Raw genomic sequence first — 18775 nt, 5'->3', positions numbered from 1 at the left:
GCGCTGGCTCGCGCGTAATTGCCGCAGAGTCATGGCGGTTGGGTGGCTCGCGTGCGATTGTCGCAGAGTCATGGCGGTTGGGTGGCTCGCGTGCGATTGTCGCTGAGCTTCGGTGGCGCGCGATTGCCGCCAGGTTTTGTTTTGGCGGCGGCCGATCATCGCGTGCCGATCGCCGTCCCGCCCCCGGATATCGCCTACGTACCCTGTGCCACAGCCCCGACCGCCTGCGCGTCCTCGACTTCCGGCGCCGCCGCCACGGCCTCGACCGCCGGGCGCGCCGTCAGGCACACCGTCACCGACACTGTTGCGGTCGCCAGCGAGCACGCCGCGGCGGCCGTCACGATCGCCGCCGCCGAGCCGTGCGCGAAGCCCACGATCACCGTGGTCTCCAGCACGATGCCGCCGAGCACCACCGCCGATACCGCGTGGGAGCGGCGCGCCACGCCGTCAAGCAGCGCCAGGTTCACCAGCGCCAGCAGCGCGCCGACGCTGGTGAACACCCAGCCGTCGGCGCCGAGGTCGAAGCCTCCGGGCGTGGCGTACTTCGCCCCGAACGCCACCCGGATCAGCGGATCGCGGCCCACGGCCGCGATCGCCACCCCCACCGCGCCGATCCCGCCGGTCAGCGTCAGCGCTGTCAGCAGCGCTCGGCGACGCTCCGAGGGCCGCGCCAACCGCGGGTACGCCAGCAGCGCCACGAAGCTCGGTGCGAAGAACGCCGCACGCGCCAACAGCGCGCCGGTGTTGTAGCGCCCGAGGCCGCCGTCGGCCAGGTAGCGGCTGGCCAGCAGGGTGTCGAGCACCGTCAGGAGCAGGATGCCGCCGAGGCCGCCGGTCGCGCGGAGGACTTCGCTCACGTAGCCGTGGTGCGGGGTGTGCGGCTCTGTGTGGGGTTCTGCGTGCGGCTCTGTGTTCAGCCCTGTTTTCAGCCCTGTTTTCAGCCCTGTTTTCAGCCCTGTTTTCAGCCCTGTGTCCTGCCACGCTGCCGCCGACTCCGGCCCAGCGGCGGACCCCGCGTCCACGACGTCCCGCAGCAACCACCGCCCCGCCACCGCCGCGAACGCCCAACCCGCCGTCTGCGCCGCCATCACCGTCGTAGGCGCCACCTGCGCCGAAGCCGCCACCGCCCCGATCGTCAACCGCGACCCCTGCGCTGCCAAATACAGCACCGTCATCGTCATGAATCGCGATGTCCCCTGCGCGATCCCGAGGTACGACGCGAAGACCGTGTTCGCCGCCAGCGACACCCCCGTCCACGCCACACCCCCCACCGTCACCGACGGCAGCAGTGCCGCGATCGCCGGCGCCAGCGCCACGAACACCGCAGCCACCGCGCCACCGACCGCCAACCCCCGCCGCCGCAGCCCGCGCACCAACGCGGCACGCGCCGCCGGCGAAGCCTCCGCGACCACCGCCAGCCGCCGCGCGTTGATCGCCTGCACCGCCAGCCCCGGCACGGTCCCGATCAGGAACACCGACAGCAGCGTCCCCAACTCCGCGTACCCGCCGGGTCCGAGCCCACGGGACAGCACGAGGTTGAACCCGTACGCCAGCACGTTCCCGAGCCCGGTCCCGACCGCCACCACCAGCCCGGCGGACGCGGCCCGTCCGCTCCCGCGCCGCGAAGCCTCCCCGGCCCGGTCATCCCCGGTCCGCTCGTTCCTGGTCCGCTCGTTCCTGGCCTTGCGGAGCATCGAGAGTCCCTCCGGTGCGGTGCCGCGCGTGTCTCTTGAGCGGTCACGCTAGACGTCGGCGTAGCTGAAGGACAGTCGAGCAACCCCCGTCCGAGTGAACTTCGACCCCGAAAGCCTGCCAGCGGCGCGCCTGCCCTGGAGAACACCGTAACCGCTGCCGACGCCCCGTACGATCGAAGATCCGCCTGAGATCCGCCTGAGATCCGCAAGTGATCCGCCCGAAGAGCTCTACCAGACGTGTCGCAGAGCGCCGCGCATCGTTGTATCGCAGTGCACTTAGCCATCCTCAACTGGCGCGACCCCTGGCAGCAGACTGCGGGCGGCGCGGAGGCGTTCGCCCACGAGATCGCCCGCGGATTCGTGGCGCGGGGCGACACCGTCGACTTCCTCACCTCCCGCGAGCCCGGCCAGCCCCGCCGTGAGACGCGGGACGGCATCAGATGGCTGCGACGCGGCGGTACCTGGTCCGTCTACCCCGGCGTCCTCGCACACCTGATCAGGGCTCGGCTGTCGGGTCGTGCGCCCGACTTCGTGATCGACTGCCAGAACGGCATCCCGTTCTTCTCCCCGCTCGTGCTGTCACGTCGGCGCACGGGCGTCGCGATCGTCGTGCATCACGTGCACGACGAGCAGTTCGCGACCCACTTCAGTCGTCCGATGGCCGCCCTCGGACGGTGGCTGGAGGGTCCGGCTGCGCGATGGGTCTATCGGCGCTGCCTGGCGGTGGCGGTATCAGAGTCCACCATCGCGGCGATGCGGACCCGGCTGCGTTGGACCGGGCCGATCGAACTGATCCACAACGGCGTCAGCGTTGCCGGGGAAGCGGTTCTTGACCCGGTACTACGACTAGCCGTAACTCCGGGAGCCGAAGGCGGGGCAGCGCCTCGGTTGGTGGCCGTCGGCCGTCTGGTGCGCCACAAGCGCCTGGAACGCGTGGTCCAACTCGCCGACGACCTCGCCGAGACGTGGCCTGGCTTCGAAGTGCACATCGTGGGCCGCGGCCCGGACGAGCAGCGTATTCGAGACACAGTGTCACGCATGCGACACTCTGACCACGTCCACCTGCACGGCCACCTCCCCGACGACGCCAAGAACCTCCTCCTTCGCACCGCCTGGCTGCACCTGTCCGCCTCCCAGGGCGAAGGCTGGGGCCTGTCGGTGCTGGAGGCTGCGGCGCTGGGCGTGCCGACCGTCGCCTACGACGTCGACGGCCTGCGCGACGCCATCCGCGATGGCGTCACCGGCTGGCTCGTCGCCCCGGGTGCCACCCTGGCCGAGACGGTCTCCGGGGCTCTGACGGAACTCGACGCTGACCCGGCGCGCGCCTCCGGGGTGAGCGCGGCGTGCGTGGCGTGGGCCAACGAGTTCGACTGGGAGCGCACGCGCAGCGCGATGGCGCAGTTGGCGGTCAGGAACTCGCGTGCCCCCGGTACGAACACGATCGGGTGAGCCCAGGCGGGGTGGTAGCGCGGGAAGACGGCGAGCCGCTCCGCGACGCCTTCTCGCTCTGCCTCACGCACCCAGCGCAGGACCCTGCCGACTGAGAGTGGGAAGAGCGACACGCCGTAGCGATTGGTCGGGGGAGTGCCACGCCGGCGCTCGTAGCGACGCGCGGCCCGTTCGCCGCCGAGGTAGTGCCAGGGGGAGGTTTCGTGGCCGCCCAGGGGTCCGAGCCAGTTGGTGAAGCAGAGGAAGACGAGGCCGCCGGGGCGCGTCACGCGCAGTATCTCCGAGAGCATGCGCTGCGGGTCCGCGACGTGTTCGAGGACGTTGGAGGAGAAGCAGACGTCTACTGAGCTGTCTCGCACGGGGAGCGCTTGCGCGTCGCCGCAGATGTCGCCGATCGGACGCAGATCTACCGACACGTACTGTGCCCCCGCCGCACGGAATGCAGCGGCGAAGAAGCCGGGGCCGCCGCCGACGTCTAGTACGCGGAGGTCGCGCACCGGTAGGTGGTGGCTTACCAGCGCGACGGAGTCGGCTGCCAGGGGCTCGTAGAAGGACGCTGGGTCTGTCTGCTCGCCCCGGCAAGCTCGCACCAGCCGGAGGGTGCGCCGTACTCCGAAGAACCGCCGCCTGGTCTGATCGCCACCCACGCCAACCACGGCAGCACTGTTGTCATGTGGGGGTGCGTTGCGATGGCGCCACGCCGCAATGTTGCTTTGCGCCACCCTTGGCTACCCCTTTGGGGGTTTTGGGGCGGGGGGCTGGCGGTTGGGGTTGATGCGCTGGTGTGGGTGTGGGTGGCTGTGGAGGCGTCGGCGTCGGCGTCGGCGTCGGCGCCGGTATCGGAGTCGGTGTCGGTGGCTGTGCCGGTGGCTGTGTCGGTGGCGCGTGCTATATCTGTGTATAAGGGGCGATAATTCCCTAACAAAATGCCGCCACGCGACTCACACACTGCGGGTCATGCGCCACTGCGGTTTGTCAGCAGGCGGCGGTGTGCTCGTGGGTTTACAGGCGATTTTTACGGCTTCGCGCAGGGTTTGATGACCTCGCAGGGGGACGCAGTTCGGTTGTGCCCCGCTGGTTGCGCTGGCGGCTGCCGGTTTTCGTGGACACGACCGCGCGGCGCTGCGAGTCGCTGCGGCGGTGCGTTGGCGGCTGCCGGTTTCCGTGTCCACAACCGCGCGTCGGTCCGAGTCACTGCGCATGTCGTAGGCGGCAATCGTCGTGCGTGGTGGGCACCTTGAGGCCTCCGGCGGGCGCTCTACAGCGAGGGGGCGACCCGCGCGTCTGGCGCTTCGGCGGCGGCCCGCGACTGCTCGGCTCCCTTTACGCTCGTGGTGCGCCGCGCTGTCTGCTGGCGGTCGCTGCTTGTGGTCGCCAGGTTCTGGGTCCCTCGCCGCGTCGTCGCCGTGAACGGAACCAGCCCGGTCCGGTGGTGTCCAGCCGCATCGCTGCTGCTGTGGTGCTGCTTCGTTCGGCTGGACACCACCGGCCCGGGCAGGTTGGCAGAGCCCGCCGACGCGGCGAGGGACCCAGAACCAACACCCCGCGTGGTCCGGAGGATCCGGCGAACCACGTGGTCGGCCAGGCTGCCCACCAAGTTGGCCGCCTCCGCCTAACCCTTCACCGTCACGAACACCGCCGTCCCCGGGATGATGCGCCCCCGCAGCGGCGACCAGCCGCCCCATACCTCGGTCAGCCCCGCCGGCCATTCCGGCTCCACGACGTCCACCAGCCGCAGCCCCGCTGCCGCGATCTCCCGTACCCGGTCGCCCAGCGTCCGGTGGTGCTCTGCGTACGTCGCCAGTCCGCGTTCGTCGAACTCGACGTACGGCCGCCGGTCGAAGTACGAGTCCCGAGCTGTCAGCCCCGCTTCGGTCGGGTCGTCCGGGAACGACCACCGGATCGGGTGCGACACCGAGAACACCCAGCGGCCGCCTGGCTTCAGGACCCGTGCCGCCTCGCGCATCACCGCTGCCGAGTCCGCTACGAATGGGACCGCGCCGTAGGCCGAGCACACGATGTCGAACGACTCGTCCGCGAACGGCAGGCGCGTCGCGTCCGCCTGGATCAGCGGCACTCCCGCGACGGTCTCGGTCTCGGCCGCCGCCCCGACCCCCGCTCCCGCCAGCGCCGACCCCGCGTCGATCCGCAGGGCATGGGCCAGCTGACCGAACGAAAGATCGGAGGCCACCGCATAAGCCCCCTGCGCCGCCAGCCACCGGGAGCACTGTGCCGCGCCGGCGCCGACCTCCAGGACGCGCTTTCCCGCGAGGTCGGTCCCGAGCAGTCGCGCGTCGGCTTCGTCCAGGCCTTCCGGGCACCAGATGAAGCGGTCGTCGCCCAGGAACGCACCGTGTTCGGCCTGGTAATCGTCGGCGTTGGCGTCCCACCAGCCCCGGTTCGCCCGGATCGTGGCGGAATCTGACAGGTGACGGCGGGCCACGCGGACCGTATCGTTATCTTCGATTCCGGGGTCACCGGGGAATTCCGGCGGCTCTTCCGTCACGTCGGTCACAGTGCGGGCATCCTTTCACCAGCGGGTCGCTAGACGATCACGCAGGTGGAGATGTTAGCCGGGCGCCCGCCTGTTGTGCCCGGTTGCGCCGTGGGCCGTGTCGGCGTCCCCGGTGGGGGCGGGTATCGGATTGACCACGCATGCGTACGACCCGTATTCTGGGCGATGCGCTGCGGGCAGGTTCTGAATCTTCTTCGTTGGACACCCGATCCTCGTCGACCGTTCGGCTCTTGACTGGTGATGGACTTATCCCAGCGTCGGCATCCCCGACCGGTGGAGGCCGTCGCCCACAATGTGTCCGTATCCGGAGCCCCCTTCCCCATGACGAGCAGCACCGAGACCGCCCGAACGCCTCAGGTCGCCATCAACGACATCGGTTCGGCGGAGGAATTCCTCGCCGCGATCGACCAGACCATCAAGTACTTCAACGACGGCGACATCGTCGAGGGTGTCATCGTCAAGGTCGACCGGGACGAAGTCCTGCTCGACATCGGTTACAAGACCGAGGGCGTGATCCCGTCGCGGGAGCTCTCGATCAAGCACGACGTCGACCCCAACGAGGTCGTCGCCGTGGGCGACCACATCGAGGCCCTGGTCCTCCAGAAGGAGGACAAGGAAGGCCGTCTCATCCTGTCCAAGAAGCGCGCGCAGTACGAGCGCGCCTGGGGCACGATCGAGGAGATCAAGGAGAAGGACGGCATCGTCACCGGTACCGTCATCGAGGTCGTCAAGGGCGGCCTGATCCTGGACATCGGTCTGCGCGGCTTCCTGCCCGCCTCCCTGGTCGAGATGCGCCGCGTGCGCGACCTGCAGCCGTACGTCGGCAAGGAGCTCGAGGCCAAGATCATCGAGCTGGACAAGAACCGCAACAACGTGGTCCTGTCCCGTCGCGCCTGGCTGGAGCAGACCCAGTCCGAGGTCCGCCAGAACTTCCTCACCACCCTGCAGAAGGGCCAGGTCCGCTCCGGCGTCGTGTCGTCGATCGTGAACTTCGGCGCCTTCGTGGACCTGGGTGGCGTGGACGGCCTGGTGCACGTCTCGGAGCTGTCCTGGAAGCACATCGACCACCCCTCCGAGGTCGTCGAGGTCGGCCAGGAGGTCACGGTCGAGGTCCTGGACGTCGACATGGACCGCGAGCGCGTCTCGCTGTCCCTGAAGGCGACCATGGAGGACCCGTGGCAGACCTTCGCCCGCACCCACGCCATCGGCCAGGTCGTGCCCGGCAAGGTCACCAAGCTGGTGCCGTTCGGCGCGTTCGTCCGGGTGGACGAGGGCATCGAGGGCCTGGTCCACATCTCCGAGCTGGCCGAGCGCCACGTGGAGGTCCCGGAGCAGGTCGTCAACGTGGGCGACGAGATCTTCGTCAAGGTCATCGACATCGACCTGGACCGCCGTCGCATCTCGCTGTCCCTGAAGCAGGCCAACGAGGGCCTGACCGGCGACATCGAGACCGACCAGTTCGACCCGGCGCTGTACGGCATGGCCGCCACCTACGACGACCAGGGCAACTACATCTACCCCGAGGGCTTCGACCCGGAGACGGGCGAGTGGCTTGAGGGCTACGACGCTCAGCGCGAGGTGTGGGAGGGCCAGTACGCCGAGGCCCACGCCCGCTACGAGTCGCACCAGAAGCAGATCGCCGAGGCCCGCAAGGCCGACGCCGAGGCCGGTGTCCAGGAGAACGCCGAGGGTGCCCCCTCGTCGTACTCCTCGGGTGCGGCCGAGGAGAGCGCCGGCGGCGCTCTGGCCTCCGACGAGGCCCTGGCGGCGCTGCGCGAGAAGCTGTCGGGCGGCCAGAGCTGAGGCTCCCCGCGTAACAGTTCGTAGCTGAAAGGCCCCGTCCGCGTGGAGCGGACGGGGCTTTCGCTATTGTTTCGACGTGTATTTGACGGGATCGAGAACCGCCAAGCGCATCCAGGAAACCAGGAGCACGCGGGAGCGGGTCCCCTTCAACGTCAAGATGCTCGGCACGGTGAGCCTCTTGACGGACGTCTCCTCGGAGATGCTGGTCGCGGTGGTCGGCTACTACTTGCTCAACGTGCTCCACGAGACGCCGACGGCCATCGGGTTCCTGGACGGGCTCTACAACGGCATCCCCGCGCTACTGGCGATCCCGGCCGCGTATCTGTCGGACCGATGGCAGCGTCGCAAGCTCCTGGCCGGCATCGGCTACGGCGCCTCCGCGGTGACCAAACTGGGGTTCCCCCTCGTCGGGCCCTCCTTCGGCGGCCTGAGCGGACTGCTCAGCGCGGACCGCTTCGGTAAGGGGATGCGCTCGGCTCCGCGTGACGCGCTGATCTCGCTGTCGTCTCCGCCGCGGATCCTGGGGCGCTCGTTCGGTGTGCACCGCATGCTCGACAACATCGGGGCCGCCACGGGTCCGCTCATCGCGTCGTTCGTCCTGCTGTGGACGACGAAGTTCGGGACGGAACGTAAAGCGTTCGACGCGCTGTTCATCATCGCCTTCTGCGTTGCAGCCATCGGTCTGGTGGTGTTCTGCCTTTACGTGACGGACCACAAGAAGGAGCTGCAGGAGCGTTCTGAGGCGTCTGTGCGTGCGGCCGTGGGGTTGTTGCGGCAGGCGTGGTTCGTCCGTACGGGTATCGCTGTGGCGCTGCTGGGGCTCGCCTGGGTCAGTGACACCTTCGTCTACCTGACGCTTGCGCATCGGATGGCTCTTAGCGCTTCGGAGTACGCGTTGCTCGCTACCGGGACCATGGGGATGTTCGTCCTGATGGCTATCCCGGTGGGTCGCCTGTCGGACCGCGTGGGGCGCTGGAAGGTGTTCGTCGCAGGGCACCTTCTGTTGGTCATCGCCTATGCGCTCCTGGCTACGAACGTCCCTAACGGCGTCCTTTTGGTGTCTGCACTCCTCCTTCCCGGCATCGCCTACGCGGCCACTGACGGCGTTCTCATGGCGTACTGCGGGCCGCGCATCCCTTCCGCACTGCGTACCTCCGGGCTCGCGGTGATGCAGTCGATCGGGGCCGTCGCCGGGTTCGCGTCGTCTGTCGCGTTCGGGGTGGCGTGGTCGCACACCGATCCCAAGACGGTCATGCTCTGGTTCGCTGGCGCCATGGCTGTGGCGATCACCATTTCGACGCTGCTGGTGTCGCCGTGGAAGGAACATGCCGATGGCTGACCTAGAGGACGTGGAACAGGAGACCACTCCCGGCGAGCTCAGCGGTTCTGAGGCGCCTCGCGACAACCGTGCCAAGATCCTCATCTCGTCGATCGTCGTATTGGTCGTGGTCGCTGTCGTGGCCGGACTGACGGCCTTCCTGGGACGTTCCACTAAGCGGGCCGGCATCAGCGGGGGCTTCACAGTTGCCGCGGGGGAGTTGACGTACCGCTCGATGGTGCAGGGCCCGGACTTCGGCAAGCTGGTGGAGTCTCCCGTCGGTGCGGCGTCTACCGCGGTGCCCACGGTCTCCACCATTCCGTGCGAACGGTCCTACACGGCCTCTGGCGTACTCCTCTGCCTGCAATCCGAGGGAAGCCTCATGAGCCAGGCCTATGCGGAGGTCTACGACAGTTCTCTTAAGCAGATCAAGAAGGTGGCCATCGCCGGTACGCCGAACCGCGCGCGACTGTCCACGGACGGCCGGATGGCGGCGTGGACGACGTTCGTATACGGCGACTCTTATACGACGCCCGGCGCATCGACCCGCGCCTCGATCCTGGACCTTAAGACGGGGCAGTACGTCGACTCTCTGGAGAACTTCAACGCCTACGTAGACGGCAGTGTCTATAAGGCCGTCGACGTCAACTTCTGGGGCGTCACCTTTACCGCCGACGACAATACGTTCTACGCGACTATGGGCAGCAACGGTAAGACGTGGCTGATGAAGGGTGACTTCAAGGCGCGGAAGCTGACCTCGCTGCGGGAGAACGTGGAATGCCCCTCGCTGTCCCCCGACGGGACGCGCCTGGTGTTCAAGAAGCGCGTGTCCGACGACATCCGGCACCCCTGGCGTTTCACCGTCCTGAACCTGGCCACCATGCGGGAGACGCCGCTGGCCGAGACCCGCAGCGTCGACGACCAGGCCGCGTGGCTGAACAACAGCACGGTCATGTACGCGGTCCCGCACGACGACGACCCCGGCAGCGACCTGTACGCTGTGCCCGCTGATGGCAGCGGCGCGCCGCGCCTGCTCGCCGCCAACGGGATGTCCCCGTCGGTCACCTCGGGGTGAGGGTCGCGGAGCTGATCCGAAACCTTCTCGCCCGCCACACCGATTCGATAGGTTGCCAAGCATGCGGACCCTTACGACCCCGGCCCCGGCTGCGGCCCGCCGGCCTCTGACACGCATATCCGGCACGCGCGTCGCCGCGCTCGGCGTCGCCTGCGCGGCGGCCTTGGCGCTGACCGCGTGCGGCGGCAGCGGTTCGGTGCACAAGGGCTCGTCGAGCACCACCGGCACCGGCTCCTTCCCCGGCGCGCAGACGTCCAGCTCGCCGACCCCGTCGCCCAGCTTCGACCCGGCGGCAGGCCCGACGCTGACAGCGGCGCAGCTGCCGAAGAGCTGCAGCGGCCTGGTCACCGACGCCGACATGCAGCTGGCCCTGGGCAACCCGCTCAACGGCGGTGACTTCTTCACGGCCTTCCAGCCCACCGCTGCCAAGCAGCTCGGCCGCGTCCGCTGCCAGTACGGCGTGGTCCAGGACTCCACCGGCAAGGTCACCGGCGACCAGGTGGAGATCCAGCTGGCGATCTACGCGGACGCGGCGACCGCCCAAAGCCACGGCGCCAGCACCGTCGGCACCTTCGCCGGCCAGGGCGACCAGTACGCCCCGATCTCGGTCTCCGGCCACCCGGCCACCTACGTCACCGAGACGGGCAAGGACGCCATCCTGGTGATGTACGACGGCAACCGCACGTACCTGATCACCACCCAAGAGGCGCTGGTGAAGGGCGACGACGCGAAGACCTTCATCCTCAAGATCGCCGAGGCCCTGTACAAGCACACGACCCCGAACGCCCCGACCTCGCCGCCCACCGGCGGAACCGCCGGCGGCAGCGGAACGCCGACCGGCTCGTCGTCCGGCGGCACGCCCTCCTCCGGGGCGTCGAGCTCGCCGAGCGGCTCCGCACCGGGCACCCCCTCGTCGGGGGCGAAGTCGGGGGCGCCGAGCTCGGCGGCTTCGGACTGAGGTCCGCTTCAGTGCGGGGGCACCTTAAGGTGCGGGCACCTCAATAAGCCCGCACCGCCACATCCCCCACCTCCCGAGCCGACCCCACCAACCCTTCCGCCGACGGAGGCCAGTTCGGCGTCGAAGCGTGCTCCAGTCCCGCCGGCCCGCCCGCGAACGCGGCCAGCACGTTGTCCGTCGCGCGCGTCACCACCGCGCGCACCGCGGGCGGGGTCGGGGCCAGGTGCAGGCAGTCGCCGCTCATCACGCAGGGCCAGTACGTCGTGCCCGCGTCGAAGACGCCCGCCTGCGAGGGCGCCACGTAGTACGTCGTCGTCGCCATGCCGGCCCGGCCGCTCAGGAACCTGATCGGCATCGCGGCCAGCACGTCCACGTCCGGCGGGGTCGTCGGCTCGTTCACGTCCACCTGGTCGTACTCGCCGCCGACCGTGTTGCGCAGCACCTGCCCCGCGGTGACGCCGGTGCCGGCGAAGATCCACGAGGCGGGGTGCAGCACCCGCAGCGAGCCGCTGGCCCCCAGGTATCCGTAGCCCTCGCCGATCAGCGCTGCTTCCGGGCGGTTCAGCGGCGGCGCCGACCAGTTCACCGTCGCCAGAGAGGGGTCGCGCGCGGCCAGCGGGTCGCCGGTCAGCGAGCGGCGGATCACCACGCGGCGGTCCCGGCCCAGCGGGGAACCGGTCAGGCGAGCGGCTGTATAGACAGCGTTGGCGCCGAAGAATGCGATGTTCACACCGGCCTGGCGCGCGGCGACCGCGCCGTCGTACATCCGCTTCGTCCAGTACTCCGAGTGCCCGCCGGTGATCACCCCTTTGTGCAGCCGCAGCTGCGCGGGATCGGAGTCGGCGTCGATGTCCGTGAAGTAGTCCGTGTCGATCCCGAGCTTCTCGATCTCCCGCACCAGCGGCAGCTCGTACTGGTACGGCGAGTAGTACCCGCCGTCCTCGTAGGGCCGGTCGAAGCTCACCTCGGTACTGGCCACGGCCTTCCGCGGCGAGTTCGCGTACGCCGAGTGCCCGCCGAACGTGTTGTACGCCTGGTACGTCAGCACACTGGCCTGGAACCCCAGCGGCGCGCGGTCCCCGTCGGCCCGCACCACCAACGGAATCGAAGACGCGCTCTGCCCCGGCGCGCGCACCACCAGCAGGTAGTACCCCGGCGTCCACTGCGCGGTGATCCGGAATGTCAGCGTCGGCCGCCACGGAGCCACGGTCAACAGGCTTGCCCCGGTCACCGCGGCCTTCGGCTGCGGCTCCAACGCGACGTCCCTGATCTGCCAGATCAGTCGCCCCTCCGCGCCCCCGTAGTACCCCATCCGGTACGCCGACAGCGACGCTCCCGAAGCCGGCGCCAGCGAACTCAGGTACGCCGTCACGGTGTCCCCACAGCGCGCGCTGGCCCGGTCCAGGTAGCCGTTCACGCTCCCGGCACGGGTGCGCTTAGCGTCCTGCCACGCCGTCGTCCCGGCCCGCGTGTTCTCCGCACGCAGCCAGCCCCGAGCCAGTCCCCTCGGGCACCCGACCGCGGCACGTGCACCGCCCACAGCGGTTCCGGCCAAAGACACACCGATTTCGTCACCGGAGGTAGAGCCAGAGTCAGAGCCGAAGTCAGAGCCGAAGTCAGAACCGAACCCGGCACTGACCCCGAAACCGCCCGCCGCGCCGTGCCGCATCGGCAGGTCCGCCGCACACGCCACAGCGACCGCCGCAGCCAACCCCAACCGCAACAACCGCGCGGGAAGCGGAACGCCCCGCCACAAGTTCAGCCCGTCCGCGGGATCCGTAGGACCTACGGCAGCCTCAGGAGTAGAAGCCGCCGCCCCGCTCCCCAGCGGCTCGACATAAACCGGCAGCCGTACAGACGCCGACCGCAGGAACGCCCCAGGATCCTCACCAGACCCCGCTAAGGCAGCCTCGGCGGTCACGCGACCGGAACCCGACCGACCCCAGCCCCCGCCACCACACCAGTCCGCACGCGCCTACCGTCCCTACTCCCGGTTCTCCGCGCCCGCCGAGCGCCGGGCTGGTGCCATCTTGGACCAGCCACCGGCCGTCAGCCCGGCAGGCACGCGCAGCGGGTTCGCGCGCCGACCCCGTGCTCCCGCGTCACCCCTCCGTCGTCTTGGGCGGCCCGATACCGACGTCGCTCTGCGAGACCGCCGTGGAGATCAGCGCCTGCGGGCTCGGAGCCGGCCGGTGCACCGACGGGTACTTCTTCCCGGCCGGTCCCTGCACGAACGTCCGCAGCACGTTGTCCGTCATCGCCGCCAGCAGCTTCGACGTCCCGGCGTCCACCGGCCGGTTCCCGCACATCCGCGCCATCTGGCAGTCCCAGTACGTCATCCCCCCGGCGAAGATCCCGGCCCCCGACGGATCGGTGTAGTACGACATCGTCGCCATCGTGGACTGCCCGCTGAACACGATCGGCGCGGCGGCGATCACGTCGATGTCCGGAGGGGTCGCGTAGTTGTTCTTCACCGTGTCGTACTCGCCGCCCAGAGAGTTCTTCAGGACCTGGTCCTTAGCGGCCCCGGTGCCGGCGAAGATCCACGAGTCCGGCTGGAGCACCCGGAACGCGCCGCCGTCCGCACCGAGCTCCCCATAGGCCGGCCCCACGATCTGGGCCTCCGGCATCTGCAGCTGGGGAGAATCCCAGAACACCGTCGCCTGCGACGGGTCGGACTTCGCCAATGGGTCCTCGTTCGCATAGCGGTAGACGACCATGCGCCGGTCCTGGCCCGAGGGAGAGGGTTCCAGGCGTGCGTGCCAATAGATCTCATTCGCGCCGAAGAAACCGATGTTGGTTCCCTTGCTGCGCGCGTAAAGGGCCGCGTCATACATCCGCCGCGTCCAGTACTCGGAGTGGCCGCCGATAAGGAGCGCCTTATGCGCAGCGACCTGGCTGGGACGCTGGTCGACGTCTATATCCGTGGTGTAGTCGACGTCCAGCCCCAGCTTCTCCGCTTCCTCCGCCAAGGGGATGTCGTACAGGAAGGGCGCCTGGTACCCGCTCCCGTTATAAGGACGGTCGAAGGACGCCACCCTAGAGCGATCCGAGCGCTTAGAGGACAGGTCCTTAGGGCCGTAATAGAGGCTGTACCGTCCGTAGTTGTTATACGCCTGGTACGTCAATACAGACGCCTGGAGTAGCAGAGGCGAGCTCCCACTACCCGGCGTTCCATTGCCGGCGCTGTCATCCCGGATGATCAGAGGAATAGCGTCTCCGGCGTCATGCGGCTTGGCGCGCACGATCAGCAGGTAGAAGCCCGGGGTCCAGGCCGACGTGATCGGGATGCGCGTGGCGACCGGCCACGAGGCCTCGACCGTGTACGTCGGCGCGCCGGAGTTCTTCACAGGACTCGCGCTCACCGGCACGTGCGACGTGCTCCAGACCTCGCGCCCGCCGGCCCCGCCGTACCAGCCCATCCGGTACGCGGTCACGGACGCGGAGGACACGTACCCCGACAGGTGCAGATCCAGAGTGGCCCCACAGGCCGCACTCACCTGGTTCACGTACCCGGCGACCTCGGACGTCTCCGAGTCGAAGCTGGCGCGCCACGAGGCGTCGCCGGGCTTGGCATTCTCGATCTTGGACCAGCCGGCCGGCCGGGCCACGGTTGCGCACGGTGCGGAGGACGGCTTGGTGCGGTCCGCGGGAAGCTTGCCGGTGGGGTTCGCCGGTTCCGGGGTCTGCGAGGTCACCTTCACCGGGGGACCGGCGCTGACCGCGGCCGGGGCCGAGTTGCCGGTGCAGCCGTACCCGAGGGCGAACACCGCGGCGGCGAAGGCGGCGGAACCGGTGACGGCCTTCCAGCGCGCCGTCCCCATAGCGTTTCCCGCCGCGGAATCCCGCTTGTCCATTCGCTCCCGTCCCAGACAGTGACCTAAAGAGTGCAGCGCCACGTTAGCCTTCTGGAGACGGCGATCGCGAACGTCCCCAGCCGAACGGAGCCCCATGGAGAAGGACAAGCCGACCACGCTAAGCGTCGGCCTCACCGGTGGCATCGGCTCGGGCAAGAGCGAGGTGCTCAACAGGCTCAAGGCCCGGGGCGCCACCGTCGTCGACGCCGACCTGGCCGCGCGCCGGGTCGTGGAACCCGGCACCGACGGCTATGACGCGGTTGTCAAAGAGTTCGGTTCCGAGGTGGTCGGGCCCGACGGGGCGCTGGATCGTGCCAAGCTGGGCGCCATCGTGTTCGCCGACCCCGAGCGGCTGGCCGCGCTCAACGCCATCGTGCATCCGCGGGTCGGCGCGCTGATGGCCGAATGGGCCGATGCCGCCCCGGAAGGCGGCATTGTCGTCTACGATATTCCGCTATTGGTCGAGGGTGGGGCGGACCGCGGGTATGCGGCCGTGATCGTGGTCGACGCCGATGAGGAAGTCCGTTATGCGCGACTGCTTGCCAACCGTGGTATGTCCCGTGCGGACGCCGCCGCGCGGATGGCGGCGCAGGCGTCGCGGGAGGACCGACTGGCGGCGGCGGATTACGTCATCGCAAACAACGGGTCGCTCGAAGACCTCGATCAGGAAACGGATCGAGTCTGGTCCGAGCTGCTCACCCTCCGCGATTCAACCATCCGATAGGTTTGCCCGGTGACATCCCTTCCCACGCAGTCTGCTGAGCCGCAGGTGTCCGAGCCCCAGCCCGCGACGGGTTCCTCCAGCACCGTCAATGCCCCGGCTGACCTGCGCAAGCGTCCCCCCATGCCGGTCGCTCTGCTGCTCGCCGCGCGGCCGCGGCAGTGGGTCAAGAACGTCCTGGTCCTGGCCGCTCCGCTGTCGGCGGCCAAGCTCGGCCACGCCGATGTGCTGCGTACCTCCGCGATCGCCTTCGTCGCGTTCTGCTTCGCCGCGTCCTGCATCTACTTCATCAACGACGTCATGGACGTCGAGTCCGACCGGCGCCACCCCAAGAAGCGCTTCCGCCCGATCGCGGCCGGCTGGGTCCCGATCCCGCTGGCCCTGGTCTCCGGCGCGGTCTGCGGCGTCGCGGGCCTGGCGGTCGCGGCCACGGCGAACTGGACCACGGTCCTGGTGGTCGCCGTCTACATGGCGCTGCACATCGTGTACTCGATGTGGTTCAAGCACGTGCCGGTCCTGGACCTGGCGATGGTGGCCTCCGGCTTCCTGCTCCGCGCCATCGTCGGCGGCGTGGCGGCCAACCTGGAGCTGTCGCAGTGGTTCCTGCTGACCACCGGCTTCGGCTCGCTGTTCATGGTGGCCGGCAAGCGCTACTCGGAGATGGTGCTGATGGGGGAGGACGCCGCCGCCTCCCGCAAGTCGCTCTCGGAGTACTCCCAGACGTACTTGCGGTTCGTGTGGCAGGCCGCGGCCACGGTCACCATGATCACCTACTCGCTGTGGGCCTTCCAGCTGGCCACCACCGCCAACGGCGTCGTGGCCCACAAGTCGGCGAAGCCGTGGCTGGAGATCTCGGTCATCCCCTGGGTCTTCATCTTCCTGCGCTACTCGATGTTCATCGACTCCGGCCGCGCCGGAGAGCCCGAGGACGTCGTCCTGAAGGACCGCGTCATCATGGGTATCGGCGCCGTGTGGCTCGCGGTGTTCGCCACCGGCGTGATCCTGGTCGGCGCGCGCGGCTGAGCCGCCCCGCCGCTCGGGGGCGGCAGTATTGAAGTCGAAATGAATATAGGGACGTGAGAGACGTGGCTGTGCCACAGCAGAGTTCAACCGGCGGCGAGGTGCACTCCGAGCGCCTCTACGGCTGGGGCATGACCAGCCCCTCGGTCGCCGACGTCGCCGACCCCACGGCGATCGACCAGCTCGCCGAACTGGTCGCCGGCGCAGGCCCGCGCGGCGTCATCGCCCGGGGCCTGGGCCGCTCCTACGGCGACCCGGCGCAGAACGGCGGCGGCCGGGTGGTGCGCACCACCTCGCTCAACAAGATCCTCAACATCGACATCGAGAACGGGATCGTCACCGCGCAGTCCGGCGTCAGCCTGCACCAGCTGATGAACACCATGCTGCCGCTGGGCTGGTTCGTGCCGGTCACCCCGGGCACCCGCTACGTCACCGTCGGTGGCGCGATCGGCGCGGACATCCACGGCAAGAACCACCACAGCGCCGGCACCTTCGCCCAGCACGTGCTGTCGATGGACCTGCTCGGCGCGGACGGCCAGATCCGCACGCTGACCCCGGCCACCGAGCCGGAGCTGTTCTGGGCCACGGCCGGCGGCATGGGCCTGACCGGGATCGTCACCCAGGCCACCATCGCGTTCAAGAAGGTCGAGACGGCCCGCATCAAGGCCGACATCTGGCGCGCCCCGGACCTGGACGGCGTCCTGGCCGAACTCGCCGCCACCGACGAGAAGTACCCCTACACGGTGGCCTGGATCGACTGCCTGTCCACCGGGCGCAACCTCGGCCGCTCGGTGCTGACCTGCGGCGACTTCGCGAAGCTGGACGAGCTCCCGGCGAAGGTCCGCAAGGACCCGCGCAAGTTCGCTCCGTTGTCCCTGGGCAAGGTTCCCCCGGTACCGGTCAGCGGTCTGCTGAACAAGATGACCGGCCGCGCGTTCAATGAGATGTGGTTCCGTAAGGCGCCGGTCCGTAAGGAGGGCGTGATCCAGGGCGTGGGTGCGTTCTTCCACCCTCTGGACGGGATTATGGAGTGGAACCGCGTCTATGGTCCCGCAGGGTTCCTGCAGTGGCAGTTCGTGATTCCGTTCGGCGCTGAGGACACACTCCGTCAGATCGTCGAGCAGATCTCCGCGCACGGCGCTCCGGCGGCTCTGACCGTCCTCAAGCGCTTCGGCGAGGGCAGCCCCGGCTACCTGTCGTTCCCCTCCAAGGGCTGGACTCTGGCGCTGGACTTCCCGACCAACACCGCAGGCCTGGCGCAGCTGCTGGACGACATGGACGAGAAGGTGCTGGAGGCTGGCGGCCGCCTGTACTTGGCGAAAGACTCCCGTATGCGGCCCGAGCTGATGGCGGACATGTACCCGCGCCTTGAGGCGTTCCGCAAGCTTCGCGCGGAGATCGACCCGCACCAGGTGTTCATGTCGGACCAGGCGCGCCGCCTGCACCTGTAGAGGCCCGCTATACGGAGCTCTGCAGAGAGGCTTCTCTAGAGTTCGCAGTAGCTCCTCTAGCTCTTCTAGGGCCCCGCAGCCACAACGGATTGGAACAACGGATATGAAGGACTCCCTGGGCGCGGCCCAGTCGCTGCTGGTGCTGGGCGGCTCCTCGGACATCGCCATGGCGACGGCCCGCAAGATGGCCGCCGCGCGCACCAAGAAGATCTACCTGGCCGGCCGCCCCTCCCAGCGCCTGGAGGACAACGCCGCCGAACTCCGCCGCCTCGGCGCCGCGGTGGACGTCGTCGCCTTCGACGCCGCCGCCACCGACGACCACGACAAGGTCCTGTCGCAGGTCTTCGCCACCGGCGACGTCGACGTGGTGCTGATGGCCTTCGGCGTCCTCGGCGACCAGGCCGAGGACGAGAAGGACCCGGCGCGCGCGTCCGCGGTCGCGCACGTGAACTACACCGGCGCGGTGTCCAGCGGCATCGTGGTCGCGCAGGCACTGAAGAAGCAGGGGCACGGCGCGCTCGTAGTGCTGTCCTCGGTCGCGGGCGAGCGCGCGCGCAGGTCGAACTTCATCTACGGCTCCTCCAAGGCCGGCCTCGACACCTTCGCGCAGGGCCTCGGCGACAGCCTGGTCGGCACCGGCGTGCACGTGATGGTGGTACGCCCCGGCTTCGTGGACACGAAGATGACGCACGGCCTGGAGAAGGCGCCGCTGTCCACCACCCCGGACGCGGTCGCCGACGCGATCATCGCTGGCCTGCGCCGTGGCTCGCACACAGTGTGGGCGCCGGGCGCGTTCCGCTACGTGATGTCGGGCCTGCGGCACGTGCCGCGCCCGCTGTTCCGCAAGCTGCCGCTGTAAGCGCTTGACTGCGTTTTCATGGGCGGCGCGCGTCGGGAACTTTCCCGGCGCGCGC

13 protein-coding genes and 1 pseudogene are annotated in these 18775 nt (G+C 69.1%); 9 read left to right on the top strand and 5 right to left on the bottom strand.

The genetic code is table 11. The features are described from left to right. Positions 1–194 precede the first annotated feature (194 nt). The gene (locus ABH935_RS37550) at positions 195–1694 is read right to left on the bottom strand and encodes a hypothetical protein (RefSeq protein ID WP_370382733.1); all 1500 of its coding nucleotides are present in this window, start codon (positions 1692–1694) and stop codon (positions 195–197) included. A 270-nt stretch (positions 1695–1964) separates the two neighbouring features. Here ABH935_RS37550 and ABH935_RS37545 point away from each other — a divergent pair, with 270 nt between their 5' ends. Continuing rightward, positions 1965–3143, top strand: a complete 1179-nt coding sequence (locus ABH935_RS37545) for a glycosyltransferase family 4 protein (RefSeq protein WP_370382732.1) — start codon at positions 1965–1967, stop codon at positions 3141–3143. 236 nt (positions 3144–3379) lie between these two features. On the opposite strand, the pseudogene ABH935_RS37540 reads toward ABH935_RS37545, so the two are convergent. Beyond that, positions 3380–3733: pseudogene (locus tag ABH935_RS37540) on the bottom strand (class I SAM-dependent methyltransferase); the annotation flags it as partial. Positions 3734–4755: 1022 nt separating this feature from the next. Then, positions 4756–5658, bottom strand: coding sequence for a class I SAM-dependent methyltransferase (locus ABH935_RS37535; RefSeq protein WP_370382731.1), 903 nt, complete (start codon positions 5656–5658; stop codon positions 4756–4758). A 321-nt stretch (positions 5659–5979) separates the two neighbouring features. Between ABH935_RS37535 and rpsA the strand changes: the two genes are divergently transcribed. The 4 genes from rpsA (at position 5980) to ABH935_RS37515 (ending at position 10812) form a co-directional block, all read left to right on the top strand. Further along, positions 5980–7461, top strand: coding sequence for a 30S ribosomal protein S1 (gene rpsA / locus ABH935_RS37530; RefSeq protein ID WP_370353253.1), 1482 nt, complete (start codon positions 5980–5982; stop codon positions 7459–7461). A 76-nt stretch (positions 7462–7537) separates the two neighbouring features. Next, positions 7538–8800, top strand: a complete 1263-nt coding sequence (locus tag ABH935_RS37525) for an MFS transporter (RefSeq protein WP_370382730.1) — start codon at positions 7538–7540, stop codon at positions 8798–8800. Further along, positions 8793–9854 carry a TolB family protein gene (locus ABH935_RS37520; protein WP_370382729.1) on the top strand — a complete coding sequence of 354 codons (1062 nt, stop codon included), beginning with the start codon at positions 8793–8795 and terminating at the stop codon, positions 9852–9854. The genes ABH935_RS37525 and ABH935_RS37520 overlap by 8 nt, the downstream gene beginning before the upstream one ends. 61 nt (positions 9855–9915) lie before the next feature. Then, complete coding sequence (locus ABH935_RS37515; protein ID WP_370382728.1) at positions 9916–10812, top strand: hypothetical protein; 897 nt, start codon at positions 9916–9918, stop codon at positions 10810–10812. A 40-nt stretch (positions 10813–10852) separates the two neighbouring features. On the opposite strand, the gene ABH935_RS37510 is transcribed toward ABH935_RS37515, so the two are convergent. Beyond that, positions 10853–12352, bottom strand: coding sequence for a N,N-dimethylformamidase beta subunit family domain-containing protein (locus ABH935_RS37510; RefSeq protein ID WP_370382727.1), 1500 nt, complete (start codon positions 12350–12352; stop codon positions 10853–10855). A 562-nt stretch (positions 12353–12914) separates the two neighbouring features. Further along, the gene (locus ABH935_RS37505) at positions 12915–14669 is read right to left on the bottom strand and encodes a N,N-dimethylformamidase beta subunit family domain-containing protein (RefSeq protein ID WP_370382726.1); all 1755 of its coding nucleotides are present in this window, start codon (positions 14667–14669) and stop codon (positions 12915–12917) included. Between the two features lie 94 nt (positions 14670–14763). Between ABH935_RS37505 and coaE the strand changes: the two genes are divergently transcribed. The 4 genes from coaE to ABH935_RS37485 all read left to right on the top strand — a co-directional run bounded on the left by coaE (position 14764) and on the right by ABH935_RS37485 (position 18720). Further along, a complete protein-coding gene (coaE, locus tag ABH935_RS37500) occupies positions 14764–15393 on the top strand; it encodes a dephospho-CoA kinase (RefSeq protein WP_370382725.1) in 630 nt (209 codons plus the stop codon). A 45-nt stretch (positions 15394–15438) separates the two neighbouring features. Further along, on the top strand, positions 15439–16413 hold the full coding sequence (locus tag ABH935_RS37495) for a decaprenyl-phosphate phosphoribosyltransferase (RefSeq protein WP_370382814.1): 975 nt from the start codon (positions 15439–15441) through the stop codon (positions 16411–16413). A 53-nt stretch (positions 16414–16466) separates the two neighbouring features. Continuing rightward, entirely contained in the window at positions 16467–17861 is a 1395-nt protein-coding gene (locus tag ABH935_RS37490) for an FAD-binding protein (RefSeq protein ID WP_370382724.1), read from the top strand. Between the two features lie 103 nt (positions 17862–17964). Then, the gene (locus ABH935_RS37485; protein WP_370382723.1) at positions 17965–18720 is read left to right on the top strand and encodes a decaprenylphospho-beta-D-erythro-pentofuranosid-2-ulose 2-reductase; all 756 of its coding nucleotides are present in this window, start codon (positions 17965–17967) and stop codon (positions 18718–18720) included. The last annotated feature ends 55 nt before the right edge of the window (positions 18721–18775 follow it).

It is taken from the genome of Catenulispora sp. GAS73 (assembly GCF_041262085.1).
Lineage (GTDB): Bacteria > Actinomycetota > Actinomycetes > Streptomycetales > Catenulisporaceae > Catenulispora.
Note: the sequence above shows the minus strand (reverse complement) of the source record. Positions and strands in the feature narration are given on the sequence as shown.